Source organism: Paenibacillus anaericanus, assembly GCF_003994475.1.
In the GTDB taxonomy this organism is placed as follows: Bacteria; Bacillota; Bacilli; order Paenibacillales; family Paenibacillaceae; genus Fontibacillus; species Fontibacillus anaericanus.
In genome coordinates this window covers 150,314-176,634 of record NZ_RZNY01000003.1, presented here as the reverse complement: position 1 = coordinate 176,634, position 26,321 = coordinate 150,314, and the positions used below count along the sequence as shown (strand labels likewise).

28 protein-coding genes are annotated in these 26,321 nt (G+C 42.9%); 26 read left to right on the top strand and 2 right to left on the bottom strand.

Features of this window, described 5'->3' with window-relative positions:
* Positions 1–9 precede the first annotated feature (9 nt).
* The 19 genes from spoIIIAG (at position 10) to spo0A (ending at position 17,447) form a co-directional block, all read left to right on the top strand.
* Positions 10–654, top strand: coding sequence for a stage III sporulation protein AG (spoIIIAG, locus tag EJP82_RS05130; protein ID WP_127190963.1), 645 nt, complete (start codon positions 10–12; stop codon positions 652–654).
* A 72-nt stretch (positions 655–726) separates the two neighbouring features.
* A complete protein-coding gene (locus tag EJP82_RS05125) occupies positions 727–1,482 on the top strand; it encodes a SpoIIIAH-like family protein (protein WP_127190962.1) in 756 nt (251 codons plus the stop codon).
* 157 nt (positions 1,483–1,639) lie between these two features.
* Positions 1,640–2,134 (top strand): acetyl-CoA carboxylase biotin carboxyl carrier protein, encoded by a 495-nt coding sequence (accB, locus tag EJP82_RS05120; protein WP_127190961.1) that lies wholly within the window; start codon positions 1,640–1,642, stop codon positions 2,132–2,134.
* Positions 2,135–2,197: 63 nt separating this feature from the next.
* Entirely contained in the window at positions 2,198–3,541 is a 1,344-nt protein-coding gene (gene accC / locus EJP82_RS05115) for an acetyl-CoA carboxylase biotin carboxylase subunit (RefSeq protein WP_127190960.1), read from the top strand.
* Between the two features lie 114 nt (positions 3,542–3,655).
* Positions 3,656–4,063: an Asp23/Gls24 family envelope stress response protein gene (locus EJP82_RS05110; RefSeq protein WP_127190959.1), complete on the top strand. Its 408-nt coding sequence runs from the start codon at positions 3,656–3,658 to the stop codon at positions 4,061–4,063.
* Positions 4,064–4,184: 121 nt separating this feature from the next.
* Entirely contained in the window at positions 4,185–4,724 is a 540-nt protein-coding gene (gene amaP, locus EJP82_RS05105; protein ID WP_127190958.1) for an alkaline shock response membrane anchor protein AmaP, read from the top strand.
* Positions 4,725–4,738: 14 nt separating this feature from the next.
* The gene (locus EJP82_RS05100) at positions 4,739–4,972 is read left to right on the top strand and encodes a DUF2273 domain-containing protein (protein WP_127190957.1); all 234 of its coding nucleotides are present in this window, start codon (positions 4,739–4,741) and stop codon (positions 4,970–4,972) included.
* Positions 4,973–5,345: 373 nt separating this feature from the next.
* A complete protein-coding gene (gene nusB, locus EJP82_RS05095; protein WP_127190956.1) occupies positions 5,346–5,795 on the top strand; it encodes a transcription antitermination factor NusB in 450 nt (149 codons plus the stop codon).
* Between the two features lie 47 nt (positions 5,796–5,842).
* The gene (gene folD / locus EJP82_RS05090) at positions 5,843–6,700 is read left to right on the top strand and encodes a bifunctional methylenetetrahydrofolate dehydrogenase/methenyltetrahydrofolate cyclohydrolase FolD (protein WP_127190955.1); all 858 of its coding nucleotides are present in this window, start codon (positions 5,843–5,845) and stop codon (positions 6,698–6,700) included.
* 21 nt (positions 6,701–6,721) lie between these two features.
* Positions 6,722–8,095 carry an exodeoxyribonuclease VII large subunit gene (xseA, locus tag EJP82_RS05085; RefSeq protein ID WP_127190954.1) on the top strand — a complete coding sequence of 458 codons (1,374 nt, stop codon included), beginning with the start codon at positions 6,722–6,724 and terminating at the stop codon, positions 8,093–8,095.
* A complete protein-coding gene (gene xseB / locus EJP82_RS05080; protein WP_127190953.1) occupies positions 8,073–8,330 on the top strand; it encodes an exodeoxyribonuclease VII small subunit in 258 nt (85 codons plus the stop codon). Before xseA ends, xseB begins: the two co-directional genes overlap by 23 nt.
* Positions 8,302–9,225 carry a polyprenyl synthetase family protein gene (locus EJP82_RS05075; protein ID WP_425464323.1) on the top strand — a complete coding sequence of 308 codons (924 nt, stop codon included), beginning with the start codon at positions 8,302–8,304 and terminating at the stop codon, positions 9,223–9,225. The genes xseB and EJP82_RS05075 overlap by 29 nt, the downstream gene beginning before the upstream one ends.
* A 90-nt stretch (positions 9,226–9,315) precedes the next feature.
* On the top strand, positions 9,316–11,223 hold the full coding sequence (dxs, locus tag EJP82_RS05070; RefSeq protein ID WP_127190951.1) for a 1-deoxy-D-xylulose-5-phosphate synthase: 1,908 nt from the start codon (positions 9,316–9,318) through the stop codon (positions 11,221–11,223).
* A 41-nt stretch (positions 11,224–11,264) separates the two neighbouring features.
* Positions 11,265–12,113, top strand: a complete 849-nt coding sequence (locus EJP82_RS05065) for a TlyA family RNA methyltransferase (protein WP_127190950.1) — start codon at positions 11,265–11,267, stop codon at positions 12,111–12,113.
* A gap of 143 nt (positions 12,114–12,256) precedes the next feature.
* Positions 12,257–12,736 carry a hypothetical protein gene (locus EJP82_RS05060; RefSeq protein WP_127190949.1) on the top strand — a complete coding sequence of 160 codons (480 nt, stop codon included), beginning with the start codon at positions 12,257–12,259 and terminating at the stop codon, positions 12,734–12,736.
* Positions 12,737–12,754: 18 nt separating this feature from the next.
* Complete coding sequence (gene ahrC, locus EJP82_RS05055) at positions 12,755–13,204, top strand: transcriptional regulator AhrC/ArgR (RefSeq protein WP_127190948.1); 450 nt, start codon at positions 12,755–12,757, stop codon at positions 13,202–13,204.
* A 43-nt stretch (positions 13,205–13,247) separates the two neighbouring features.
* Positions 13,248–14,972, top strand: a complete 1,725-nt coding sequence (gene recN, locus EJP82_RS05050) for a DNA repair protein RecN (RefSeq protein ID WP_127190947.1) — start codon at positions 13,248–13,250, stop codon at positions 14,970–14,972.
* A 114-nt stretch (positions 14,973–15,086) separates the two neighbouring features.
* Entirely contained in the window at positions 15,087–16,412 is a 1,326-nt protein-coding gene (gene spoIVB / locus EJP82_RS05045) for a SpoIVB peptidase (protein ID WP_127190946.1), read from the top strand.
* Positions 16,413–16,640: 228 nt separating this feature from the next.
* A complete protein-coding gene (spo0A, locus tag EJP82_RS05040) occupies positions 16,641–17,447 on the top strand; it encodes a sporulation transcription factor Spo0A (RefSeq protein WP_127190945.1) in 807 nt (268 codons plus the stop codon).
* Between the two features lie 200 nt (positions 17,448–17,647).
* Here spo0A and EJP82_RS05035 read toward each other — a convergent pair whose 3' ends face one another.
* On the bottom strand, positions 17,648–19,390 hold the full coding sequence (locus EJP82_RS05035; protein WP_127190944.1) for an ABC-F family ATP-binding cassette domain-containing protein: 1,743 nt from the start codon (positions 19,388–19,390) through the stop codon (positions 17,648–17,650).
* 257 nt (positions 19,391–19,647) lie between these two features.
* Between EJP82_RS05035 and EJP82_RS05030 the strand changes: the two genes are divergently transcribed.
* From EJP82_RS05030 to EJP82_RS05020, 3 genes are all read left to right on the top strand, one after another.
* On the top strand, positions 19,648–19,875 hold the full coding sequence (locus EJP82_RS05030) for a hypothetical protein (RefSeq protein ID WP_127190943.1): 228 nt from the start codon (positions 19,648–19,650) through the stop codon (positions 19,873–19,875).
* Positions 19,876–19,989: 114 nt separating this feature from the next.
* Positions 19,990–20,370 carry a VOC family protein gene (locus tag EJP82_RS05025; RefSeq protein WP_127190942.1) on the top strand — a complete coding sequence of 127 codons (381 nt, stop codon included), beginning with the start codon at positions 19,990–19,992 and terminating at the stop codon, positions 20,368–20,370.
* 169 nt (positions 20,371–20,539) lie between these two features.
* Complete coding sequence (locus tag EJP82_RS05020; protein ID WP_127190941.1) at positions 20,540–20,758, top strand: hypothetical protein; 219 nt, start codon at positions 20,540–20,542, stop codon at positions 20,756–20,758.
* 53 nt (positions 20,759–20,811) lie between these two features.
* On the opposite strand, the gene EJP82_RS05015 is transcribed toward EJP82_RS05020, so the two are convergent.
* Positions 20,812–21,084, bottom strand: a complete 273-nt coding sequence (locus tag EJP82_RS05015) for a DUF2627 domain-containing protein (RefSeq protein WP_127190940.1) — start codon at positions 21,082–21,084, stop codon at positions 20,812–20,814.
* 259 nt (positions 21,085–21,343) lie between these two features.
* On the opposite strand from EJP82_RS05015, the gene lpdA reads away from it, so the two are divergent.
* The 4 genes from lpdA to EJP82_RS04995 all read left to right on the top strand — a co-directional run bounded on the left by lpdA (position 21,344) and on the right by EJP82_RS04995 (position 26,270).
* A complete protein-coding gene (lpdA, locus tag EJP82_RS05010; RefSeq protein ID WP_127190939.1) occupies positions 21,344–22,765 on the top strand; it encodes a dihydrolipoyl dehydrogenase in 1,422 nt (473 codons plus the stop codon).
* A 122-nt stretch (positions 22,766–22,887) separates the two neighbouring features.
* Positions 22,888–23,916, top strand: coding sequence for a thiamine pyrophosphate-dependent dehydrogenase E1 component subunit alpha (locus EJP82_RS05005; RefSeq protein WP_127190938.1), 1,029 nt, complete (start codon positions 22,888–22,890; stop codon positions 23,914–23,916).
* Positions 23,917–24,903, top strand: a complete 987-nt coding sequence (locus tag EJP82_RS05000) for an alpha-ketoacid dehydrogenase subunit beta (RefSeq protein WP_127190937.1) — start codon at positions 23,917–23,919, stop codon at positions 24,901–24,903.
* 17 nt (positions 24,904–24,920) lie between these two features.
* Positions 24,921–26,270 carry a dihydrolipoamide acetyltransferase family protein gene (locus EJP82_RS04995; protein WP_127190936.1) on the top strand — a complete coding sequence of 450 codons (1,350 nt, stop codon included), beginning with the start codon at positions 24,921–24,923 and terminating at the stop codon, positions 26,268–26,270.
* The last annotated feature ends 51 nt before the right edge of the window (positions 26,271–26,321 follow it).

The following is a 26,321-nucleotide window of genomic DNA, read 5'->3' as shown; positions in this document are numbered from 1 at the left end:
TGAGGAACCTTGCCAAACTGGTTGAAGAAATTTGAACTTTGGTTAGGAAAAGGTACTGATGGGAAAAAGAGTGCGTATACTTTCCGTCTGCTAATTATCTTGGGTTTGATTGGGCTCGCCATTATGTTATTTAACTCATTTGTAAACGTGAAACAGATCGACACGAATGGAGCGGGAAGAGAACCTCCGGTTACACAAGATATACCAACCTCTGCATTAGTAAATGATGGAACGGAAGACAATTCGTTTGATGGAATTGAACTCTCGTTAGAAAATAAGACGAAAGAAATTTTGGAGAAAATTGTCGGTGTTGGCGCGGTTGATGTGCTTGTCACAATTGACTCGACAGAAGAAATCATCGTGCAGCGTAATGTGAAGGATACCCAAGAACTGACAGAAGAGACTGATGCAGGCGGGGGAAAACGACATGTTACACAATATACACGAGATGGGCAAATTGTTACCTATTCGGTTTCTGGTGATGAACAACCCATTATTACGAAGAAGATAAAGCCAAAGGTTCGAGGTGTACTCGTTGTAGCACGAGGCGCTGAGAATAAAACAGTCAAAAGTTTAATTGTGGATGCCATCGAAAAAGGGTTAAATGTTCCGGCATATCGTATTTCTGTCGTTCCCCGGAAACAATCGCAGTAGTGATCGTAGTAACACGGATGTTCAGGTCCATTTTTATATAAAATCTATCATACTTTTAGGAGGAATTTTACAATGAAATCCAAAAGACAGACGGTATGGCTCGTATCAATGCTCAGCTTGATGGTTGTTCTCTCCGCATACTATTTATTTTTTACAGAGGATTCAGGCAGTACTACTCCACCGTCAGCGGATGGAGCTCAGGTTACAACAATGGATTCGGGTACTTCAAATGGAGATGATGTGGTTCTCTCAGAAGTGTTGACAGGCGACGATGCTAACAATCTTACTACGGATGCAACGGATGAAGTTGTTACCGAAGATATTGCTACCCCTGAAGGTACAACTGTAGATACTCCTGCTGAAGAAACTACTAAGAGCGATTCAGAGTTGGGAACAACAGAAAAAGGAACGACAACGACAGAGACAGGGACAACAGATGCGGACGTTCTGAAGCAATTGGAGTCTGAGGGTTTAACTGGTGCCGATACACTTACGGCTTATCAGCTTGAACGTAATGAGAACAATATTAAGAAACAAGATGAATTGCTTCAAGCCATTAGCGACGATAAGAAAACTTTAGATGAGGCAGCCATGGCTCAGCAGCAATTAGGTGCTTTAGAAGAGAAAGAAGCGAAGATCACTGATATTGAAGAACGCCTTCAACAGCAATATGCTAATGCAGTGGTGACAGAGGATAACGATAAATATAAAGTAGTCGTAGTTAGTGAGAAGCTTGGAGCGAAAGAAGCCGTAGGAATTATGGATCTAGTGATCAAAGAACTAGGCGTTTCCCAAGACAAGGTAAGTGTTCAGTACGTAACGGAGTAACTTATATACACTTGAAAAGCTATTAACGGTAGTATATTGGGAGAGTCCAGGGCAATCTTGGGCTCTTTCCATTTTGAATGATTGTGATATAATACATAAAGTTATGGTATAAATGGCCCAGGCTTTCCGATAAAGCTGAAGGAGTGAAATGAAGAATATGTTCAAATTAGACGAAATTAAAGAATTGATTGAATTGATGGATAAAACGACTCTCCATGAACTTGAAATTGAAAACGAAGGTGCTCGTTTGTGTATTCGTAAATTTGGTAAGAGTGAGGGGATACTCGTTCAACCGTCTGTTCTATCTGGGGCTTCGCATCCAGGTGTGCCAGCACATGTATCTGCTGATTCGATCAACGTTGGTCAAGTTGTAGAGTCAACGACTCAAAGCCCAAGCGTACCGGATGCAAACTTACATACGATTGTTTCTCCGATGGTCGGTACATTCTACCGATCTTCTTCCCCGGATGCCAATCCATTTGTTAATATTGGGGATAAGGTCGGCGACAAGACAACCGTCTGCATTATCGAAGCGATGAAGCTAATGAATGAGCTCGAAGCTGAAGTAAAGGGTACAATTATTGATGTTTTGGTAGAAAACGGACAACTAGTGGAATACGGACAGCCTCTCTTTCTGGTGAAGCCGGAGTGATCGGTCTGAAGGCGTCTACAAAATCATGGCGCTTATCTAGCTTTCCAAGGAGGATGCGAAACAGTGAAATTTCATAAAATATTGATTGCGAACCGCGGGGAAATTGCAGTTCGGATTATTCGTGCTTGCCGCGAGCTTGGTATTTCTACCGTGGCTGTGTACTCGGAAGCGGACAGGGATTCGCTACATGTCAGGCTTGCGGATGAAGCATATTGCATTGGTCCAACTCTGTCTAAGGACAGTTACTTGAATATTTCAAACCTGATTAGTGTGGCAACATTGACTGAATGTGATGCCATCCATCCGGGTTATGGATTTCTTGCAGAGAATGCGGATTTCGCTGAAATCTGCGGTTCATGCAACATTACTTTTATTGGTCCTTCCCCGGAAGCCATTACAAAAATGGGCGACAAAGCCGTGGCGAAGCAAACCATGAGAGATGCGAAGGTTCCTGTTATTCCAGGTTCCATCGGCGTGGTAGAAGATCTCGAAGAAGCCATTCTTATTGCAAGAGATATTGGTTATCCTGTCATTATCAAGGCAACTGCTGGTGGTGGTGGGAAGGGAATTCGATTGGCCGAAGACGAGTCTTCGCTCATTCAACAGATTACAACGGCACAACAAGAAGCTCAAAAGGCTTTCGGTAATGCAGGCGTGTATCTGGAGAAATATTTGACCGGTATGAAGCATGTAGAAATTCAAATTATTGCTGATAAGCACGGTAATGCTGCTTATTTGGGTGAACGCGATTGTTCCGTTCAGCGTAGACGGCAGAAGCTAGTTGAAGAAGCACCTTGCCCAGTTCTCTCACCTGAGAAACGTAAGGAAATGGGCGAAGCGGCTGTTAGAGCAGCATTGGCCGTGAATTATTCTGGCGCAGGAACACTTGAATTTTTGCTTAGTCCAGATGGTCAGTTCTTCTTCATGGAGATGAACACACGGATTCAGGTGGAACATCCCGTTACAGAAATGGTGACAGGAATCGATCTAATTCAGGAAATGATTTCGGTAGCTGAAGGGAATCCACTCTCATTCACGCAAGATGAAGTACAGATCAACGGTTGGTCAATTGAGTGTCGGATTAACGCGGAAGATCCTTTCCGGAACTTTATGCCTTCTCCTGGGAAAATTGGTTTTTATCTTGCACCGGGTGGACCAGGAGTCCGTGTAGATAGCGCAGCCTATCCAGGATATACAATCTCTCCTTATTACGACTCTATGATTGCCAAACTGATTGTTTGGGGTCCTACACGCGAGATTGCGATCGCCAAAATGAAACGTGCCTTATCTGAATTTGCGATTGAAGGTATTCATACGACGATCCCTTTTCATCAGAAATTGTTGGAGCATCCTACGTTTATTAAGGGTGATTTCGATATCAAATTTTTGGAAGAAAATGAGATTTAGATATTGTCTCTTTGTTTGTCATAATGAATCCGAAATGATATAGTATTTATAATAAGTGCGCTAGTCTCTTCGATGTGAGGCAACGTCATACTTATTGAGAGGTGGATGAATAGAATGAGTACAGTGCCTACCGAATTTGAACGAACAGATATTGGTGAAATTCAAATTGCTCCTGAGGTAATTGAAGTCATTGCAGGTCTTGCTACAGTTGAAGTCAAAGGTGTCGCGGGAATGAGTGGCGGATTCGCTGGAGGTATTGTTGAACTCTTGGGAAGAAAGAATTTGTCCAAGGGTGTTAAGGTGGAAGTAGGCCAACGTGAAGCGGCTGTTGACGTCTCTGTTATTGTGGAGTTTGGTCATCGTCTTCCTGAAGTAGCTACCGAAATTCAACGCAATGTTAAACGTTCTATCGAAACAATGACTGGTCTCACTGTGATTGAAGTGAATGTACATATTCACGATGTAATCTTTAAGGCAGTGGAGAGAGTCGAAGAGGTAGAGTTGACCCACAGAGTGAAATAAATTGCATTGATAAACCCCCGACTTACGTCAGGGGTTTACTATACTTTCAGAGTAGAACTTTTAGATGTAGTTCAAAAAGTCATTTTTTGATCACTCACATTTTAAGGAGGCTGTACCCGTCGTGGCCAAAATTTTGGACAGACTTTTGCTGTTCATTTACAGCTTAAGTATCGGAATCATTTCTGTCATCGCCATCCTCCTGCTGACGAACGTCGTGCCATTATCACTAAATAGCACAGAAGAGAAAAACCTCTTAATCGTAACGTTGGTAGTTGCCGTAGTGTTGTTCCTCTTAAGTATCCGTTTCTTCTATATTTCTGTTCGACGGGATCGTAACTCGTTGCCATCGATTGATCAGCGTACCGAGTACGGAGATATTCAAATCTCTGTGGAAACGATTCAGAACTTAGCTTATAAGGCTGCTTCTCGTGTTCGGGGAATCAGAGAGGTTAAGACAAGAATTCGAATTACGGATGCAGGTATGGAAGTTATGGTACGAGCCATGGTAGATGGAGAATCTTCTATACCGGCTTTGACCGAAGAAGTGCAAAAACAAGTCCATGATCATGTGGAGGACATCACTGGCATTCCCGTTTCTTATGTTTCGGTGTATATTGCCAACCTTGTCCAATCAACTACTGTGAAAAACCGGGTTGAATAGGGGTGAGTAACCCGATGTTTTGGAGACAATTGTGGGAGAGTTATAAGGGACGTCTATTAGGTGTAGTGGCGGCCGTGTTTTTTTGCCTAATTTATCTGTATTTCGGATTTTGGAATATGCTGTTCTGCGCACTATTGTTGTTTGTTGGATATACAGTTGGCAAACACAAGGATGTAGGTCAAGGTCCACTTTTCCCTTGGAAGGAACTTCGGGAATGGTTGGAGTCTCGATGGCGCCCCTTTAAATAATTCCTGTGATATGCTTTCTCCGGAAAAAGAGCTGCGATTTCATCTTGCCCATTTTTTGTGGAGAGAGCGTGTCAAGGGATTTTTTTGTTTGAAATGAATTACCCATAAGAAAATGTGATGATTCGTATCGTTTTGGATCATCATGAAGGTAAGAAGAAAATGTTCAGTGAGTGCCATAAGTAAGACGTACCCGAAGGGGTAAAGCGTTCTTAACGCCAAAGTATAGCGCATCCCCACAGGGGACAGCGGGTAGGAGCGCCTCTTCCCAACCAATCTTCCCTAAGCGGGTGTCCCAAAGGTGGTCAACCCTTGGGGCCTTTCCTTACGGAAGTGAGGGGTTGGGTGGGATGAGAATCATTTAAGGAGGAAACACATGAAACGACGACTAGCTAGAGAAATTGCCATACAAAGTCTGTATCAAATGGAAATGAATGAAGTAGAAGCTGAGGAAGCTGTAACCATGTTAATTTCTGAAGCAGCAGGAGAAAACGAAAGTGAAGTGGATTTGTCCGATGTGGATGCCACTAAAGAATTTGTCTTGGAAATTGTAAACGGTACTTGGGAACGTAAAGTGGAGATCGATGAACTCCTCGTTGACTACTTGAAAGGGTGGCATATCAGTCGCTTATCCAAAGTAGATCGACAAGTGCTTCGATTAGCTGCATATGAAATGATTTACCGTGATGATATTCCAAGCAAAGTTGTTATCAATGAAGCGATCGACCTTGCGAAGCATTTTGGAACGGAAGATTCCGGGAAATTCGTAAACGGCGTTCTAGGAAAAATGATTCATGAAGTGGATGAAATCAAAAGTAAAAATTAATGTCTGCAAGTTGTAAAGATAAATTGGGGTAAAGGGGAGAGAGTGACATGACTGCACAACTTATTAGTGGGAAACAAATTTCTGAGGAAATACGCGGAGGACTCCGCAAAGAGGTTGAACAATTGTTAAGCCAGGGATTAACACCCGGCCTTGCGGTCGTTCTTGTCGGAGAAGACCCAGCTTCGCAGGTTTATGTGCGTAATAAAGAAAAGGCATGTCAGGATCTCGGCTTTTATTCGGAAGTTCACCGTCTTCCAGCGTCCACTTCTGAGGAGGATCTCTTAGTCTTAGTGGACAAGTTAAATCACCAGGATAGCATTCATGGTATCCTCGTACAGCTTCCTTTACCACAACACATTCACGAAAAGTCTGTTATTGATGCGATTTCAGTGAAGAAAGACGTTGATGGATTTCATCCTGTAAATGTAGGCAATCTCATGATCGGTGACGATAGTTTGTTGCCTTGTACACCTGCTGGAGTGATTGAATTGATCAAACGGGCAGGAATTGATATTTCTGGCAAACATGCGGTAGTGATCGGACGTAGCAATATCGTAGGTAAACCTGTATCACTTCTGTTACAACGGGAGAATGCAACCGTAACAATGTGCCATTCCAGAACGGCAAATATGAAGGAATTGACTAAGCAGGCGGACATTCTTGTTGTGGCTATTGGTCGCGCAAACTTTGTTGATGCTTCTTTCGTAAAACCAGGTGCAGTAGTTATTGATGTAGGTATGAACCGTTTGGATAATGGAAAATTGGCTGGAGATGTAGATTTTGAGAGTGTAAAAGAAATCTCCGGTCCGATTACACCTGTCCCAGGCGGTGTAGGCCCAATGACGATCACAATGCTAATGATGAATACAGTACTTGCGGCTAAGAGACTAAAAGGTCTAGCGTAATATCTGGGGAGGGCAGCGCCTATGGAGCAGCGAATTTATTCCATCAAGGAATTGAACCGGTATATCCGGATGAAGCTGGAGTCGGATACGCTGCTGTCGGAAGTTTGGATACGTGGTGAAATTTCGAACTTTACGCATCACTCTAGCGGACATATGTATTTCACCTTGAAAGATGCTGAGAGCCGAGTTAAAAGTATTATGTTTGCTTCGCACAATCAGAGACTACCTTTTATACCAAAGGAAGGTGCTCGTGTAATTGCTCGTGGCAATGTGTCGGTGTACGAACGTGATGGACAGTATCAGTTCTATGCGACACATATGCAGCCAGATGGAATAGGGAGCTTGTATCTAGCTTTTGAACAATTAAAACAAAAGCTGGAGCGTGAAGGGCTGTTTGCCCCAGAGCGTAAATCACCTATACCACGGTTTCCCCGTGTGATCGGTGTGGTTACGTCCCCCACCGGAGCGGCTGTGCGCGACATTTTAACTACGCTCTCACGTCGATATCCTCAAGCAGAGGTTGTTCTGTATCCCGTGTCGGTACAGGGTAAAGGCGCAGCACCATCGATCATTCGAGCGATTCAAACGCTGAACGATATGAATGAGGCTGATGTCCTAATCATTGGCCGTGGAGGCGGATCTTTAGAAGAACTGTGGGCGTTTAATGAAGAGGCGGTAGCACGTGCGATCTACGAATCGGAAATTCCTATTATCTCGGCTGTTGGCCATGAGACAGACTTTACTATTGCCGATTTCGTTGCGGATCTACGCGCTGCTACGCCAACTGCTGCAGCGGAGCTTGCCGTACCTCACGTCGCCGAGCTGAAGGCGCAGCTGAACCAGCGTGAGCAAGTGCTGCAGCGTGCCTTGCAGCATCAAGTGTCACAAGCGCGTGAGCGACTTCGGCGTCTGCAGCGATCACCAGCGCTGCTTCAGCCGCGGCGAAGTTTACTCCAGCATGCTGTGCGGCTGGATACGCTTCAATCTCGCTTAGTGAGCAGGATGAAATCGCGTACTCAGCTCACGATTTCGACTCATGGTCGCCTCAATGAGCGATTGCTGCGTTATCATCCACAGGATGCGCTAAAGATGGCTAAGCGTAGACAGAGTGAAGCCGGGCGTCAGCTTCGCGGGGCCATGAATGCAATGTTTAGAGAGAAGTCACAGCAGTTGACCTCTGGCATCCGGCAATTGGATGCACTCAGTCCGTTGAAGGTTATGGCACGGGGATATAGCCTCGTATATGACGAACAAGGGAAGTCTTTAATTAAATCACTAAATGATGTGGAGCTTGGTGATCGGGTGAAGGTAAAAGTGACTGACGGCGAGCTGGATTGCCAAGTATGGGGTATGAAGCGGGGAGGAGACGATCATGAAACAGGAGAAGCAAATTAATTTTGAGGATGCCATGAATCAATTGGAAGATGTCGTGTCGCAATTGGAGAATGGGGATGTTCCCCTTGAGAAAGCAATTGATCTGTTTCAGAAGGGGATGCAGCTTTCGCAGCTTTGCAGCCAGAAGCTGGCTCAAGTGGAACGCAAAATCGAAATGATCGTAGAGAATGACGGAGACATTGAGAAAAAACCTTTTGCTCCACAAAGTGAGGAGAGCGGTGATTCTCTTGGATAAATCGTCCATTCGCGACTATATAGAAGCTGTTTCCAGTTTGGTGACTTCTTCTCTTCAAGATATCGTACCTGGTTCGTGGGAAGTTCCTACGAACCTTAGGGAATCGATGGAATACTCGCTTATGGCGGGGGGCAAGCGACTTCGGCCACTCCTTGTCATTGCTGCGGCGGAGTCGTTGGGCGGAAGCCGAGAAGCGGCTTTGCCCGTCGCTTGCGCCGTGGAAATGGTTCATACCTATTCGTTGATTCATGATGATCTTCCCGCAATGGATAACGATGATTTCCGGCGTGGTAAACCAACGAATCATAAGGTGTTTGGTGAAGCCATGGCAATCCTGGCTGGAGATGGTCTTCTGACACATGCCTTTTATAGTATTATTCAAACAAGCCGGCAATTTGGAATTACAGCAGAGTCTGCACTAGCGATTGTGGAGGAGCTGTCTTTGTTCGCTGGACCTGCGGGTATGGTAGGTGGTCAAGTTGCTGATATGGAGGGTGAGCAAGGTCTCACTGAGCTGGACCAACTGCGTTATATCCATCAGCACAAAACAGGTGATCTTATCGTGTTCTCCTTGAAAGCGGGAGGAAGAGTGGCTGGGGCTTCCGAACAGCAGCTTGCTGCACTGGAACAGTTTGGCCGGGCAATTGGTCTTGCGTTTCAGATTCAAGACGATATCCTTGACCTTATCGGCGATGAGGGGAAATTGGGAAAGAAAACCCAAAGTGATGTGAAGCAACAGAAAGTAACATATCCGTATTTTATCGGTCTGGACAACTCGCGTGCCGAATTGGAAGCATTGACCCGTACTGCAAAAGGAGCCATAACGAGTGGTCTTATTCCGAATCCAGAGAAACTGCTGGATATCGCAGATTATTTAATGGAGCGGGATCATTGATCGCACAAAGATTTCGATTCAGCTATTCATATGATATAATGAGTGCTATTAACTACGCGAGACAACTTTTAAGGAAAGCGGGGAACTCGTATGCTGCTTTCGAAAATTAATGAACCTAATGATTTAAAGAAATATTCGGTTGAGCAATTAACGGTTCTTTCTTCGGAAATCCGGCAGTTTCTAATTGAGAAGCTCTCGGTAACGGGTGGACATCTTGCCTCTAATTTAGGGGTAGTAGAATTAACGATTGCACTACATTATTGCTATAACAGTCCGGTGGATAAATTTATTTTTGACGTGGGTCATCAGGCTTATGTGCATAAAATATTGACGGGAAGAATGGATAAGTTCGACACACTACGGAAGCATAATGGTATGTGTGGTTTTGTTAAGCGGTGTGAAAGTGAACATGATGTATGGGAAGCAGGTCATAGCAGCACTTCGCTTTCAGCAGCAATGGGGATGGCATTAGCTCGCGATCTCAAGGGCGAGAATAATAAAGTAGTTGCAATTATTGGCGATGGATCTCTAACTGGTGGGATGGCATTTGAAGCATTGAATCATATAGGTCATGAGAAGAAAGACCTTATGGTTATTTTGAATGACAATGAGATGTCGATAGCTCCAAATGTAGGGGCGATGCATAATTATTTATCGAAAATTCGCTCTGACAAAAATTATTTGCGCGCCAAAGATGAAATTGAGCAGTTATTGAAGAAAATCCCGGCCATTGGAGGTAAGTTAGCCAAGACAGCCGAACGTTTGAAGGACAGTTTGAAATATATGGTGGTATCGGGTGTTCTGTTTGAGGAACTAGGTTTTAAGTATCTGGGACCTGTCGATGGACATGATATACATGGATTAATTGAAGCTTTTAAACAGGCGAATAATGTTGGCGGTCCAGTGTTGGTGCATGTATTGACCACTAAAGGGAAAGGATATTCTCCGGCGGAAGAGGATTCACATAAATGGCATGGGATTTCACCATACAAAATTGAGTCAGGACAAGTGTTGAAAGCGGTAGGCAATCCTATGTATACCGAAGTGTTTGGAAAGACACTAATTGAACTTGCCGAGCAGGATAAGCGTATTGTTGCAGTTACACCAGCAATGCCAGGTGGTTCGGGCTTAGTTAAATTCGCCGAACGATTCCCTGATCGGATGATCGATGTTGGTATTGCTGAACAGCATGCGGCAACGATGTGTGCGGCAATGGCTATGGAAGGGATGAAACCGGTCTATGCCGTCTACTCGACTTTTATGCAAAGAGCATACGACCAAATTGTCCATGATATTTGCCGTCATAATGCCAATGTTATGTTTGCTATTGACCGAGCAGGCTTTGTAGGCGCCGATGGGGAAACTCATCATGGTGTTTATGATATTGCATTTATGCGCCATATACCGAATATCGTATTGATGATGCCTAAGGATGAGAATGAGCTACGCCATATGATGAAGACGGCGCTTGAGTATAATGATGGACCGATTGCTTATAGATATCCACGTATTAATGTACCTGGAGTACCTCTGGATGAGGTCCTTACCCCTATTCCGATCGGAAGCTGGGAGAAGGTACGTGAAGGCGAAGGATTTGCCATTATAGCTGTTGGACCGATGGTACAGGTGGCGGAAGAAGCAGCGGAAATTCTGAAACGTGAAGGTGTATCGGCAAGTGTAGTTAATGCTCGCTTCATCAAACCTCTCGATCACACCATGCTGCTTAATTTAGCTCGCGAGGGCAACAAGATGGTGGTGCTGGAAGAAGCTTCGCAAGCAGGTAGCTTGGGGAGTGCAGTGTTAGAATTTTATGCGGAGCAAGGAATTTCCGGCGTGGACGTCTCACTACTTGGAATTCCAGATCGCTTTATAGAACATGGCTCGATAAAGGAACAATTGGATGAAGTTGGTTTGACGGCGGAATCCGTCGTTCGTGAGATCAAGAAGTTCCGTAGCGAGCATCAGTTTACTTATGGCAAGAAGGTCAAACCGTCTTAAGTTACGGTACCTTTGGGGCCGATGAGAGTCAGGAGAATTTGATGTCTGTTTCCAAAGAACGTATTGATGTCCTGTTGGTGGAACAGGGGTATTTTGAAAGTAGGGAAAAAGCAAAGGCTGCGATTATGGCTGGACTTGTATTTGGAGGACAGGAGCGAATCGAGAAGGCGGGGACCAAGATCCCTCGAGATACCCCTTTAACAGTTAAAGGGGCCGTTCATCCTTATGTTGGCCGTGGTGGGTTGAAGCTAGAAAAGGCCCTAAAAAGATTCAACATCGATATGAATGGTCGTGTGATGCTTGATATTGGCTCTTCGACCGGAGGATTTACCGATTGTGCTCTGCAGCATGGGGCCAGTTATGTGTATGCTATTGATGTTGGTTACAATCAGTTGGATTGGTCGCTTCGTAATGATGAGCGGGTTAATGTGAAAGAACGGACCAATTTTCGTTATATGACCCCCGAAGATCTAGATGGACCAAGTCCGGATTTCGCTAGTATAGATGTATCCTTTATTTCTTTGAAGATTATTTTACCAACTCTTTTTACACTGCTGAAGAGACCTGCGGATATCGTTGCTTTGATAAAGCCACAATTTGAAGCAGGACGTGACAAGGTTGGTAAGTCTGGAGTTGTACGGGATCCCAAAGTTCATTCCGAAGTTTTGGAGACAGTTCTCCAATTTGCACTCGAAGGTGGGTATGGGTTGAAGGAGCTGACCTACTCTCCGATTACAGGTGGGGAAGGGAATATTGAATTTTTGGTCCATTTGACTCTTGATGATCAAAGTGAAAGTGCTAATACTATCGATATGAGTTACATCAAGGATATTTCCAAGAAAGTGGTCGCTGAAGCTACGGATACCTTTACAGGAAGCCCATCGAAGTGATGGGCTTTTTGTATACTTGATATCAGAACGAGTGTTCGATATAATGAATAAAAATGCATAATTCATTATTTTCCTTGATGAATTATGCTGTTATAACAGGAGCTTGAGATCATTCGTCGAATTAAATCCTTGAGGTGATTTCGATGGGACATTACACCGATGGACTATTGATGGTACTCATTACAGGTATTGTGATTTTCCTGATTTATCGTGGATTACAATCTTGGGTTCGCAAACCATTTACGTTACGATCAGGGATCGGGTTTCATTATAATGAGGAGATCATGGAACATCCTGCGGTAGACCTTCTAGAGCAGTCAGGATTTGAGATCGTCAGTGACAAGCTTAAGGTGCCACTCGTTTTCAAGGTAAATGGAAATGTGCTGCACAGCCGTTTGTTTATCGACTACATAGTGACGAAGAACAGAGAAATGTATTTAGTCAAGACATCTAGGGAACGGCTAACATTAGAATGGACTGGCAGTGGTGTACGTAGAGAACTCCTGCCATATTTACTTCTATATCCAGAATGTGCTGGTGTGCTTTATGTGGACACTGATCTTGGAGATATCAAGGAAATTGCCTTAACAAGTGATGAAGACGAAGATGAATCAGCCTATTAAGGGCATTTGGAGGACAAGATGAAAGGTCAAAGACATATTAAAATTCGAGAAATTATTACTGGACAGGAAATCGACACGCAAGATGAATTGGTAGAAGCACTACGTAAAGCAGGATTTCAGGTAACGCAAGCAACAGTATCACGCGATATTAAGGAATTGATGCTGATCAAAGTACCAACAGATGAAGGTAAGTATAAGTATTCCTTGCCAACGGCTCAGCGGTACAATCCTGTACAAAAGCTGCAGCGTTCATTGGTGGATAGTTTCGTACATATCGATCACACAGGAAATCTTGTTGTTGTAAAATGTCTTCCCGGAACAGCCAACTCGGTAGCTGTATTGATCGATAATATGGAATGGCCGGATTTGCTCGGAACCATTTGTGGGGACGATACCATTCTGCTTATTTGTAGAGACGAGAAGTACAGTCACTTTATTATCGAACAAATTATGGGTTTTATCTCTTAATTATTGAATTGACTTTTTTTAGGCGAAGGGAGTTGTACTCACCTTGTTAGTCCATTTATCGATTCGGAATTTAGCAGTGGTGGAAGCGGTGGACGTAAAGTTCTACCGTGGTTTTCACGTGCTCACAGGAGAAACAGGAGCGGGGAAATCGATAGTAATCGATGCGCTGGGTCTAATTGCTGGGGGCCGGGGGACGGCTGATTTGATCAGGTATGGCTGTGAAAGAGCAGAAATGGAGGCTTCCTTCGACTTGCCTGAAGCTCATTCAGTGTGGAAGACACTTGAGGGATTAGGTATTATTGCCGACCAAAAGGAATCATTAATCATTCGCCGGGAGATTAGCCATCAGGGAAAAAGTACTGCCAGAATTAATGGGCAACTCGTCAATTTATCTATGTTACGCGAAGTGGGCGAACAATTAGTCAACCTTCATGGTCAACATGAACATCAGAATCTTCTTCGCCCAGAACGCCATTTGAGTTTGCTCGATGCATTTGGTGCGGAATCCATCAACTCCATTAAGGCGAAATATCAAGAGACGTATGCTTCTTTTGTCAAAGTGGATAAAGAATGGAATGAATTACGAAATAATAGCCAACAAGCGCTTCAGATGCTTGACTTGTATCGGTTCCAATTAGAGGAAATTGCAACTGCTGGTTTAAAACTGGGTGAGGATGAATTTCTTTCTGAAGAAAAGGTCAAGCTATCTCATAGTGAGAAGACTATGGGTTCAATCTCTGAGGCATACAACCTTCTGCATGGCCCCCAGGGTTTGGAGGCAATTGCTAAGGCCGTTTCAAGACTTCAAGATGTAGCTGGATACGATAGCAATGGAATTAATCCATTATTAGAGCAATTGCAATCGGCGTATTATCAATTGGAGGATGCTTCGTTTGGTCTTCGGAGTTACCGTGAGAACATTGAATTTAATCCCAGCAGATTGGAAGAAGTTGAAGATCGGTTGGATTTGATCTCTTCATTACGTCGTAAATACGGTGATCGGATAGAGGGTATCTTGGAGTATTACGAGAAAATATCTCGGGAGACGGAGACGTTAGAGAATAAGGATGAACTCTTAGAGAAGCTGGAGGCTACCAGGGACAAACTGCTGAACCGTTTGCTTCATGAAGCCGGGGAACTAAGTGACATCCGTCAGAAGAACGCTGAGGAGTTGGCGCTTCAGATTGAAAGCGAACTGAAGGATCTGCAAATGGGGCGGACATCTCTTCAAGTAAAGCTTAATTGGAATGAAGATGCCAACGGTTTCGAATGGAAAGGTAAGCGAGTTAGACCAGGTAAGCAGGGGATCGACAGTGCTGAGTTTCTAATTTCCCCGAATCCTGGAGAACCATTAAGACCACTAAGTAAAATCGCCTCTGGTGGGGAGTTATCACGAATGATGCTGGCACTTAAGAGTATCTTTGCTAAACATGATGAAGTGCCTGTCCTGATATTTGATGAAGTGGATACGGGTGTCAGTGGGCGTGCAGCCCAATCGATTGCCGAGAAATTATATACATTATCAAAGTCCTGCCAGGTATTCTCCATTAGTCATCTTCCTCAAGTTGCTTGTATGGCTGACCGACAATATTTGATTGAAAAGGTAGTGGAAGGGGATCGCACGATGACTTCAGTTGAAGCATTATCTGAAGAAGGGCGAGTCCATGAGCTGGCACGTATGCTTGGTGGCGTGGAAATAACGGAAAAAACATTGCATCACGCACAGGAGATGCTGAAGTTGGCACAGGCACAAAAGGATTCATTTTAGTGTTCGGAGCAATGTTTGACAGTAATAAAAGACCACACCGGGGGTATCTTATAGGTACGCAATTGGCGACCACCTTTTCGTCAAGCGAAAGAAGCAAAGGGAGCGTGACAGCCATTGAACCCAAACCTCAGGAAAAGATTGCTCGGTCTTTTACTTGCCTTCTTCTTTTGTTTTCTTGGCACATCTGCAGCTGAGGGGCAACTGCCCTTTATGCCAGGCGAAATGCGATTATTTCAGGGGCAGAATGCGCAAATCCATTCGGCTTTGCCTGTACAGGCAGAAGTCAGTGTGGATCGGCCCGATGTGATTATGCTGAATGGCGGGAAAAGCTCCTCCATGAAGGTATCCCTCGGAAATCCGCTCAATCTCTCCTCGTTAAGCAGTGGGGAAGCGAAACTTCGCATGAAATTATTCGGTCAAATTCCGTTAAAGACTGTAAAGGTTAATGTCATTCCCGACTTGAAGGTTATCCCTGGCGGGCAAACGATTGGTGTCAAAGTTAAATCGGCAGGGATCTTGGTAGTGGGGCATCATCAAGTTAATACGAATGACAGCAAAGTATCACCCGGAGAAGTTGCGGGTATTCAAGTCGGGGATTTGATTACCCATTTGAATGGAACTACATTGAAGGACGTAAAAGAAGTGGGCGAGATTGTTGAAAGATCTGGCGATGTAAAGAAACCGCTAAAAGTTACTTATAAGCGGAAAGGGAAGGAATACTTTACCTCCTTGTCACCTGCCTTTGATAAAGAGGATAAAGCTTGGAGATTAGGTCTTTATATTCGAGATTCAGCTGCTGGAGTCGGGACTCTTACTTTTTTTGCTCCTGAGCAGGGCGTGTATGGGGCGTTAGGCCACGTTATTACGGACATGAATACACAGACACCGATCGTTGTTGGCAGCGGAGAGATTCTTCAATCCAGTGTAACTTCAATTTCTAAAAGTGAAAGTGGAGAACCAGGCGAGAAGAGAGCTCATTTTCTGAAAGAAGGAAAAACTCTCGGTAATATCGAGCGAAATACTCCTTTTGGAATTTTTGGGAAAATGTCTGAGAATCCAGAGCATAGTGTTTATAATAAAGCGATTCCTGTGGCTTTTTCTGAAGAGATAAAAGAAGGATCGGCAGAGATTTTAACGGTTGTAGAAGGCCAACGTGTAGAACGATTTAAGGTTGAAATCGTACATGTATCTCGCCAAAGCTCTCCAGAAACAAAAGGACTCGTGCTACGTATTACGGATCCACGACTTATTGATAAAACAGGTGGTATTGTTCAGGGCATGAGTGGCAGCCCAATCATTCAGAATGGAAAACTAATTGGTGCCGTTACACATGTGTTTGTCAACGATCCACGGTCTGGATATGGATGTTTCATTGAATGGATGCTTCAAGATGCTGGAATTCTTCAAGGGAATCAACAGAAAAATCTTAAGGCGAGTTAGACGCCTTAAGATTTTTTTTATAAAGAAAAGGGGATTAATTCGTATGTGATTGTCGAAAACTAACGAATAGAATCGTAATATGTAAATAAATATATTATTATATATCATACATAAAAAAAAATAAAGAAAAATAAATTTCGACAGAAGGGATTTACATTTGCATGTCGAATCCTTATTCTGGAAGAGAAAAATATAATTTATGTAATTATTCTAAGGAGGAAGTAGTCGGTGCAGAAAATAGAAGTGTTGTTGGCGGATGATAATCGGGAATTCACAAGTTTACTTGCTGAATACATTTCGGAACAAGACGATATGATCGTCTCAGGTATTGCTTATAATGGCGAAGAAGTTCTGGAAATGATCGAGAATGCTCCTAAGGTTCCGGACGTATTAATTCTAGACATCATTATGCCACATCTGGATGGACTAGGTGTGTTGGAGCGTTTGCGTGATTTAAATATGTCTCCACAGCCTAAGATCATTATGCTGACAGCTTTCGGACAAGAGAACATTACACAACGTGCAGTACAACTTGGAGCCTCATATTACATTCTCAAGCCATTTGATATGGAGGTACTGGTCAATCGAATTAGACAACTTGTTGGCGTACAAAGCCTAACGATTGGCGGAGCTCAAACTTCCGTGTTCACAAGATCGAACGTAGTGCCCCTTGGTAAGGGCAAGAACCTGGATGCGAATATCACTTCCATTATCCATGAGATCGGGGTTCCTGCGCATATTAAGGGTTATCAATATCTACGTGAAGCGATCACAATGGTTTACAACAACATAGAAATACTTGGTGCGATTACCAAAACGTTATACCCTGCGGTAGCTGAGAAATTCAAAACAACACCATCTCGTGTCGAACGTGCAATTCGTCATGCTATTGAAGTTGCATGGACACGTGGCAACATCGACAGCATCAGCCACCTTTTCGGCTATACCATCAACATCAGCAAATCCAAACCAACGAACAGCGAATTTATTGCCATGGTAGCTGACAAGCTACGGATTGAGCATAAGGTTAGTTGAAAGGGTTAGGGGCTTTGTGGGGTAAGGGTATTAAATGTTGCTAGATGTGAAATACATCCTATGTTGAGAGAGATTTTTAATAAAAAAGTGAACCGCTGTGCACGGCAAGAGCTATCAAGAAATCAATGCAGTAAAAAGACACTGAGATTCTATTCATCAGTGTCTTTTTTGTTGATACATTTCCATCAGAGGGTTGTAATTTAAAGCAACTTAATCAGCTCTTCTAGCTCATCAAGCAATACTTTTGCAAGTTCGAAATCGGTATCTTTTAAAGCTAATTCTATTTTCATTTCCACTGACTTTTTCTTTTGTTCAGTTTCTAAATAGTCTTTATCAAAATGACTAGCATAAATCATCTGTCTAAATTTTCGCATACTCATTTTTCTAATCGTCTTATCGTCAATGATTAAAACATAATCCATACCGTTTACCACAGAATAGAAGTCATGAGAAATCATGAGAATCGCGCCTTTGTAGTCTTGGGTGGCTTTCTCCAGTGCTATTTGTGTATAGGTGTCTAAATGACTTGTCGGTTCATCCAGAAGCAATACATTTGCTTTGCTGGCAGAAACTTTAGCTAATTGAAGTATATTTTTTTCTCCACCAGATAAAGATTCAATCTTCTGATCAACGATTTCGCCTTCAAAGCCATAGTGCGAAATATATGATCTAACCTCATCATAAGAGTTAAACCCAGCATCGATGAATTCTTCTAGTATTGTATTAGAATCCTTTAGAACTTCGCCTTGAAGCTGAGATAAATAAGCCACTTTAGCATTCGCATTTATTTCAATGGAATCATGATTATTTTTAAAGATTTCACGGAGTAAAGTCGTTTTCCCAGTACCATTTGCACCGATCAGAGCTACTTTATCCGTTGATTTGATCTCAAAGTTCACATTTTCTAACAGCAATTCATCAAAGGCAACACGATAATTACTGACATTGATAACCGTGGTGTCTTCTTCCATTTCATGATCAATATCTAAGCTAATATTCGGTTGCTTAATATCAACAAATGGCGCTTTAATTCTACGCGCTTCCAATCTTTCTTGAAATCTAACTCTTGCTTTGAGCGCTCTCCCTCTAGATGCTTCTGAATTATAGGTTGCGATAGCTCTAAGATTATCGATGATGCTCTCGTTTCTCTCAATTTCTTCACCCTCAGCGACCGTGAGTTCTTGTAACTCAATTTTTGTTTGAAGTAATGAGAAGTTATACTCAATATATCGTCCATCAAACTCTTGGATCTCCATGTTTTCAAGATGCAAGATTTTGTTGAAGCAATGATTCAATAGATAGCGGTTGTGCGTAACAACTAGCAGTATGCCTTTGTGAGAATTAATAAGATTTTTAAGCGCATTTAGGTTTTCAAAGTCTAAGAATACATCGGGTTCGTCCATAATCATTAAGTCTGGACTACTAAGCATTTCCTTCATCACTTGAATAAGCTTGAATTCCCCGCCACTCAGGTCGGATACCCTAACATCTTTTAGCTTCATGAGGTTTGCCAGGTTTAGTTTCTTATTAATGTTGCTTTCAAAATCATCCCCGCCTATTGAATCAAAGGCGTCTAGAGCTAATTGATACTTTTCCAGTAATGAATCAATATCCTGAGATGTTTCCATTTCAGTGCAAATAGCTGTTATTTCATGTTGTATCTTAATAAATTCTTCTCCGATATATTCAAAAACGGTTGTTTCTTTAGTTTTTTCTGGTTGTGAGAACTGACTTACATACCCAATTCTGCAAGTCGGGTCTATCTCTAACAAGCCATCAAACAAATATCTTTCTGGATCCATCAGTATGTCTATTAGTGTACTTTTCCCACTGCCACTTGTTCCTATAAAAGCGCATTGTTGTGCCTCTTCTAACGTAAATGAAATGTTTTTATATAGTTCTTTTTGCGGAAATGAGAAGGATAACTTATCAAATTTTATCATAGTATTACCTTTCTTTATAACTAAAATAGTGACTATTATTTGATGTATTGCAGAACATGGATTTTGAGTTTGCCGTTGTTAGAGTAACACTGTTTACAACCAACTTCAATCATTTCACTTTAAAGTTGGGCGTGAAATCGAAAAATACAACTTAGAACATGATCACGCCTGCCTAGATGGCGTCTTTTTTACGTTCTAGTCGTATTTAAAATGTGGTAAAGTAATAAAATGACTGATTCGTTAGGGAGATGTGTTGTTTGAAGAGTTTCGAAATTTGGTCAGAGGGTTTTGCTGATTCTAGACAAATTTGTGGTGCCGCTTACCTTGGATGTGCTGAGGGTGAAACTTTTAGGGAGGCATGTATCAACTTTATGGAAACAGATAAAAAACACAAGCAGCTACGATATTTTAATAAGGATACTATGACCTTCTGGGGTTGTAGACTATTTGATAATGAGGTAGATGCGAGAAAAAGTTTCGGCTAGGATTCTCTTCAGACTTATTTGTAAATGTAATTTTTAATGTTAAAATATAATGGAATGTTTTAAAATTAAAATATTAATATTAATGTTAATATATACGGAAATGGAGCGAAGCCAATGATCAGTAAAGTTGGACAAATTATGATATATGTGAATAACCAAGAGGAAACATTGAAATTTTGGACTGAAAAAGTTGGCTTTAGCTTAATCGCTGATCAAGATAATGGCCATGGTATGAGATGGATTGAAATAGCTCCTACAAAAGATTCGGAGACGAGTATCGTGCTCCACAACAAGGAACTAATTGCTAAAATGCAACCTGAATTGAATCTTAATACACCTTCATTATTGTTTTACTCGGAAAACCTCGACCAACTTTACAAAGATTTTTCGGACAAAGATATTACAGTTGGAGAAATTGTGAGTATGCCTACGGGAAGAGTATTTAATTTTGCTGATAATGAGAATAATTACTTTGCAATTGTGGAAAAACAATAAATCACATAATAAAGCGAAAGAATAAGTCAACCTTCGTGTTGGCTTTTTTTCTGTCGTACTGGATCAAAGTTGGTGTGAGTTTGACTTATATAGTTATAGTGGAAAGATGAAAATATGTTAAAATAAAGACTCATTCTAAAAATGTGGTTAAGTTGAACGGAGGTACAGTATGTCAGTAAATACAGATGATGTGAACTTGGAACAATATAACCAACTGCTTGAACATACAGAAATTCCTGAGCAAGATAAAGTTGTGATTCGTCAATTGATTGAACAAGTGGAAACATTAACAGCTGAGAATGGTCGACTGCGTAGAACATTACTACGTGTGTCATCGAAGAATGAATCCAAGATGTCTAGCAAATTGAAGGACGCACTCTATGAGTAACATAAAAACCTCTTTCAGCATTTAAGCGGAAGAGGTTTTTGGTATGGAGATATTTATGCTTTCTTGCGGAACCTGGGTCCCACATAATTTCGTTTGCGATCCCGAAAGAAGGTCCATCCAGCTAGAAAACTGATCCCACAGAGAAACAGCAGCAGGCCGATAATGAAATTCAGCCAGTCAAACGAAATGCTGGTTAGTGTGTCATCACCGTGGTTAGCTAAGTATAGAAATAAGGCGTCTTTCATCTTGAGAAAGCCATACATGGCCGCGATTCCTGGGATGACTAGGATGATAATTGCGATAAATCGGGAGGTTTTTAATTTCATAGACACGGTTCCTTTCCTGATAAAAAGCAATTTTTGATTTATGTAAGAAAGACGATGTTTATCGCATACTTTGGTTGTTGTTACTCACTGAGATAGGCAATCGTCCAAATGAGGACAGCGAAAGAATGGTTCTATTTGATCATAACTTTTTCTTGAAGTTCTGTCTATTTGGTTCCTTATATTTGTAATAGCTGTAAAACGAGGTACAATAAGAGGCGAAATACTAGTGATTATTCAATGGAATGGGTGGAGATAGGTTATGACAATTTCATGCGACGTAGCAGTTCTTGGTGGAGGTACCGGAGGATATGTTGCGGCTATCCGCGCGGCTCAACTAGGGAAGAAAGTTGTAATTATCGAACAGGACAAGCTCGGAGGGACATGTTTACACAGGGGATGTATTCCCAGTAAAGCATTACTACGCAGTGCAGAACTGTTCGCTCAGATGAAGGATAGTGCTAGTTATGGTATACAAGCGGAAGGAATTTCCCTCGTGTTCCCGAAGGTTCAGGAGCGAAAGCAGGGAATTGTGGATCAGCTTCATAAAGGGGTCCAATATTTGATGAGTAAGAATAAAATACAAGTTGTTCAAGGTAAGGGACGCGTTACGGGACCTTCTATTTTTTCGCCTAAGAGTGGTGCGGTTGCTGTTGAATTAAGTGATGGAGAGATGGAAACCATTCTTCCGACACATTTGATCATCGCTACTGGATCTCGTCCACGAACATTACCAGGATTAACGCCAGACGGGATGTATATATTAAGCAGTGACGAAGCGCTTAAAATGGAAGAACTCCCTGCCTCGATACTAATTGTTGGTGGTGGAGTGATTGGTGTTGAGTGGGCGTCATTATTGAATGATTTTGGTGTACAGGTCACCATCGTGGAAGCTGCGAAGCAATTATTGCCAACTGAAGACGAGGAAGTTGCTCGTGAGTTACAGAAACAGCTTCAACGCCGAGGCGTTGCAGTGTTGACCGGTGTGAGTGTGCTAACAGATACTTTCGATGTACAAGATAATTTAGTACATATCTCAGCCAAACGTGGCGAAGAACTCATTGATTTACAAGCAGACAAGTTGCTGCTCTCCATCGGACGTCAGGCTAATGTGGAGAACATTGGACTTGAGAATACAGATATTGCCTTAGAAAATGGCTTCATCCGAGTTAACGAGTCCATGCAGACGACGGAGCCGCATATATACGCTATTGGTGATTGCATTGGTGGTTTGCAGTTAGCGCATGTTGCTAGCCATGAAGGTCTGGTTGCCGTCAATCATTTGGCAGAGGAATCTGCTCATGGTTATAACGTTCATCATGTACCTCGCTGCGTGTATACACGTCCTGAAGTAGCTTCCGTTGGAATAACGGAGAAGGAAGCACGTGAACAGGGACGCGAGATCAAGGTAGGTAAGGTCCCTTTCTCAGCAATTGGTAAAGCGTTAATACTAGGGGAACGAGACGGATTTGTAAAAATACTGTCTGATGCAAACACTAATGATATTGTTGGGGTTCATATGATCGGAGCCCATGTAACTGAGTTGATCAGTGGTGCTTCGCTAGCCCAACTCCTTGACGCAACACCATGGGAAATCGGACAAGCCGTGTTCGCACATCCATCCCTTTCTGAAATCATTGGTGAAGCTGCCTTAGCAGTAGACGGACACGCTATTGGTATCTAAAAGTATTATTTTCTTTTTGCGGAGAAAGAGATTATAATGAGGTTAACCCAAGTCTTAGTACCAGGTTTTAAGATGAGGCATATAATTAAGAATATGGGTTCTAATTGAAGGAGGTAACTCCCATGAACGCAAAAAGTTTAACACAAACCAAACATAAACATGAGCAGCTCGGATTATCGGACACCGAAGTGGTGGACATGTACAGATATATGCTGCTTGCACGGAAGTTCGATGAGCTTAACCTGTTATTACAACGGGCAGGTAAGATCAATTTTCACGTTTCGGGTATTGGACAGGAGGCTACGCAGGTAGCAGCAGCGTTTGCTCTGGATCGAGAACGCGATTATTTCCTACCGTATTACCGTGATTACGGCTTTGTTCTTTCTGTCGGCATGACAGTGAGAGAACTCATGCTGTCGGCTTTCGCTAAAGCGGAAGATCCAAACAGTGGTGGACGGCAGATGCCGGGTCACTTCGGCAGCAAACGACTACGGATTGTTACCGGATCTAGTCCAGTGACGACACAGGTACCACATGCAGTTGGTGTGGCATTAGCTGCCAAAATGAAGGGTGAAGACATCGTCTCCTTTGTTACTTTTGGTGAAGGTTCCAGTAACCAAGGTGATTTTCACGAAGGATTGAACTTTGCTGGTGTGCAGAAGCTGCCGGTCATTTTCATGTGTGAAAATAACCAATATGCGATTTCGGTACCGGTTAGTAAACAGCTTGGTGGCAGAGTGTATGACCGTGCTAAGGGTTATGGTTTCCCTGGAGTTGAGGTGGACGGGAACGATGCTTTAGAGGTATATCGTGTTGTCAAGGAAGCACGTGAACGCGCAATACGTGGTGAAGGACCAACTTTAATCGAATCCGTGATGTACCGACTGTCACCACATACGACCTCGGATAACGATTTGGCTTATCGGACGAAGGAAGAAGTCGATGAGAACTGGAAGAAAGACGGAATCCCGAAACTGAAGTCCTATCTGATCCAATGCGATCTATGGGATGAAGCGAAGGACGAGGAATTGAACAAGGAATTAACTAAGCATGTAAAAGAAGCGATTGATTCGGCTGATAAAGCGCCGTTTCCAAAGCCGGAAGATACGTTATTACATGTTTACGCTGACAGCGAAGGGGAGGGTCAATAAATGCCAGTTATGGAGTATATCGACGCCATTCGCCTTGCGATGAAAGAGGAAATGGAACGCGACGAGAACGTATTTTTATTGGGAGAAGATATTGGTGTCAAAGGTGGAGTATTCACGACGACGAAAGGTTTGCAGGAGCAGTTCGGCGAACAACGTGTAATGGATACACCACTGGCAGAATCTGCAATTGCTGGAGTGGCGATTGGAGCAGCGATGTATGGAATGAAGCCCATTGCAGAGATGCAATATTCTGACTTTATGCTTCCAGCAACAAATCAGATTATCAGCGAGGCGGCAAAGATTCGCTATCGTTCCAATAATGATTGGAACTGTCCTTTGGTCGTCCGTGCACCTATTGGCGGCGGGATTTTCGGTGGATTATACCATTCTCAATGTGCAGAATCGATTTTCTTTGGTACACCAGGACTGAAGATCATCGCCCCTTATTCAGCTTATGATGCCAAAGGGTTGCTCAAGGCGGCAGTTCGGGATCCTGATCCTGTGTTGTTCTTCGAGAATAAGAAATGCTACAAACTGATTAAAGAAGATGTTCCAGAGGATGATTACATCGTACCGATTGGTAAGGCAAATGTGTTACGAGAAGGTTCTGATATCACAGTGATCAGCTACAGTCTTCCACTACATTTTATTATGCAGGCTGCGGGAGAATTGGAAAAGGAGCAGGGAATTACTGCCCATGTCCTAGACCTCCGTACACTACAGCCGCTGGACCATGCAGCCATTGTTGAATCAGCTCGTAAAACTGGTAAAGTGCTAATCGTCCACGAGGATAATAAAACGGGTGGCGTTGGTGCTGAGGTTTCTGCGATTATTTCGGAGGAGTGCCTATTCGATCTTGATGCACCAATTCAGCGTTTGTGCGGACCGGATGTACCAGCGATGCCGATCAGTCCTCCAATGGAGAAGTTCTTTATGCTCAACAAAGATAAAGTTAAAGAGGCCATGTTACAGTTGGCGCTTTACTAATTGGGAGTGACAAGAATATGCCATCAAATAAAATTTTAACCGATGTTACAATGCCTCAACTTGCGGAATCACTTGTATCTGCTACGATTGGAAAATGGTTGAAGAAGCCGGGCGATCCAGTAGAACAATACGAACCGATCTGTGAAGTAATCACGGATAAAGTTAACGCAGAAATTCCTTCGACCCTAGATGGGGTGATGGGAGAGTTGCTTGCAGAGGAAGGTCAAGAGATTCAGGTTGGAACTGTTATTTGTCGGATTGAGACGGCAACTACTGGTGTGGAATCGAGCTCAAATGCCAATTCTGCTGAAGCAAAGAACAGTGCTCATTCTGCAGAGACCACAGAAGATAATCAGCGAAGCCGTTATTCACCGGCAGTATTGACACTTGCTGCACAACACGGTCTCAATCTGCAAGATATTCCAGGTAGTGGTCTCGGCGGACGAATTACGCGTAAGGACGTACAGGCCTATATTGACGGAGGCGGAGTAACTTCAACTAATGCATCAGGAATAACTCCTTCGTCTGCACAGCAGCTTAATCAGCAAGTCACACCACAACCTGCAGCATTTGAGCCCAAGAAGGTAGTTGAAGAGCCTGTTCGTCATTCCGGACTGCATTTAACAGAGCCTCCTAGAATTCCAACTATTGAGATTGAGGAAGGGAATCACAACGAACATTTCATTGATGTGACACCTATTCGTAACACGATTGCTACGCGTATGCGTCAGAGTGTATCGGAGATCCCGCATGGCTGGATGATGATCGAGGTTGATGTGACGAATCTGGTTCAGCTCCGGAATAAGTTGAAACATGATTTTATGAAAAAAGAAGGCGTAAACCTAACCTATTTAGCCTTCCTAATGAAGGCTGTTGTTGGTGCGATCAAAGATTATCCAATTATGAACTCTGTTTGGGCAGTAGATAAGATTATTGTTAAGCGGGACATCAATATCTCACTTGCTGTAGGTACAGAAGATTCGGTTATGACTCCAGTCATCAAAAAAGCAGATCAGAAAAATATCGCTGGTCTTGCCCGGGAAATCGAGGATCTTGCTAGTAAGGTTCGTGCGGGTAAGCTGAAGCTAGACGATATGCAGGGTGGAACGTTTACCGTTAATAACACGGGATCTTTTGGTTCTATTTTGACTCAACCGATCATTAATTATCCGCAGGCTGCTATACTTACATTTGAATCTATTGTGAAGAGACCTGTGGTTATTAACGATATGATTGGGGTTCGTTCGATGGCCAATATGTGTTTGTCACTTGATCATCGGATTTTGGATGGTGTCATATGTGGACGTTTTATGCAGCGTGTGAAAGATAATATGGAGAGCTATTCTCTGGATACTCAGGTATATTAATCGATCAGCGGATTATGAAATCCCTTCTCCGCGATATTTAGAGATGAGGCG